The sequence below is a fragment of the Alteromonas sp. ALT199 genome, assembly GCF_018619335.1.
In the GTDB taxonomy this organism is placed as follows: Bacteria; Pseudomonadota; Gammaproteobacteria; order Enterobacterales; family Alteromonadaceae; genus Alteromonas.
In genome coordinates this window covers 1-1379 of record NZ_JAHHDX010000071.1, presented here as the reverse complement: position 1 = coordinate 1379, position 1379 = coordinate 1, and the positions used below count along the sequence as shown (strand labels likewise).

The 1379-nt window shown below is 44.2% G+C and carries 1 protein-coding gene; it reads right to left on the bottom strand.

Translation table 11 applies throughout. The annotated features are described in order from the left end of the window. Nucleotides 1-967 precede the first annotated feature (967 nt). A complete protein-coding gene (locus KL866_RS07250) occupies nucleotides 968-1291 on the bottom strand; it encodes a low molecular weight protein tyrosine phosphatase family protein (protein WP_214994337.1) in 324 nt (107 codons plus the stop codon). Nucleotides 1292-1379 lie beyond the last annotated feature (88 nt).

Sequence of the window (1379 nt, the reverse complement as noted above, 5' to 3'; positions counted from 1 at the left end):
GGTTTCCTTGGGCACATAACGTTAAGCTTTGGGGCGCTAGCACGTGGGCTAAAATCCGAACGAAGTGAGTCAGCCCACGTGTTAGCGTCCCAGCGACCGAAGGGAGTGCCAACAGCGTTTTGTTAGGCGTACAACTGAAAGTACGCAGCTATGCTGCCACCACTAGCCAAATAGACCGCGTGTTTAAATTATTGAATTTAAGATAAAACAACCCTGTGCGAAATGCCAGATGTTAACGACATTGCTGGATAAAAGAGCGAGTTTAGAAAGTTGGTAATGTTGAATGTTGGCGTTACGATATTGAATAAAAGCACGCTGTTAAAGCAGCAGAAACTACCGTGAAAGCAAACTGTAAAAACTACCTCGCGAAACAACCTTGATGTGGGAATGTCACGTCTGAACCCACTTTTTTATGCTGTAAGTAAATGACGCCTAACTTTTAAATAAGGGGCGCGGGAATGTGGGGCATAATGGCGAAGCCGCCCCGCATGTATGCGTCCCAGCGAACGAAGTGAGTGACTTAATTTTTTTGTTAGGTGGCATGCTAAATACTACCTTGAATAAACATTGCTAACACACCCAACGAAAAATAAATAATCGGCAACAAATCCCAGTATCCATAATTACCATGAGTCTTGTAACTACGGACTGATTGCCAAACTGACAATACAAATACTAATAAATACGATGCTGCACTAGCGAATATTTTAATGCTAGAGACTGTTGGCTCACCAGTGAAGCTAGCTCCAAATGCGACGGACATTAAGGATATAAATAAGGTTAGCGGCAACAGGATGATGCCCCCAATTAATAAACTAAAATTCCTTGTTAGCCATGCGTACACTTTGGCACCTAACTTTCCAATAACGGGCGCAGGCACGTAGGGCATAATGGCGAAGCCGCCCTGCGTGTATGCGTCCCAGCGAACGTAGTGAGTGAGTTTATTGGCTTGTTATGTACGTGCCAATTACAACCGCACAAACTTTGTCACCTTATTCTTTAAAAGACGAACAAGTTCGGGCTGCATGCGCTCGTAATGGTCTGGTATGTCTAAGCAAGCCAGTTTTTTACCTTTAAGTAGATCTTTGTACTTTTTGGCGACTTTGATTCTGTGAGATTTTTCCATAACTAAGATGGCGTCGGCCCATTCAATAAGATCGCCTGAAAGCGGTGTTTCGGCATCTGCATTTGTGCCGCACCCGATTGCGTTGATTCCTTCATATTCAGAGAAAACTTCCTCACCGGTTGGGCTACGCAAACGATTTTCTGAACAAACAAATAATAGGTTCATATTTCCTTGAGTACATAACTTTTAAATAAGGGGCGCAGGCGCGTGGGCTATAATGCGAAGCAGCCCACGTGTATGCGTCCCAGCGAAC

Excerpts from the sequence above, each read along its gene's own strand:
- KL866_RS07250 (WP_214994337.1), bottom strand. The coding sequence starts at position 1,291 with ATGAACCTATTATTTGTTTGTTCAGAAAATCGTTTGCGTAGCCCAACC.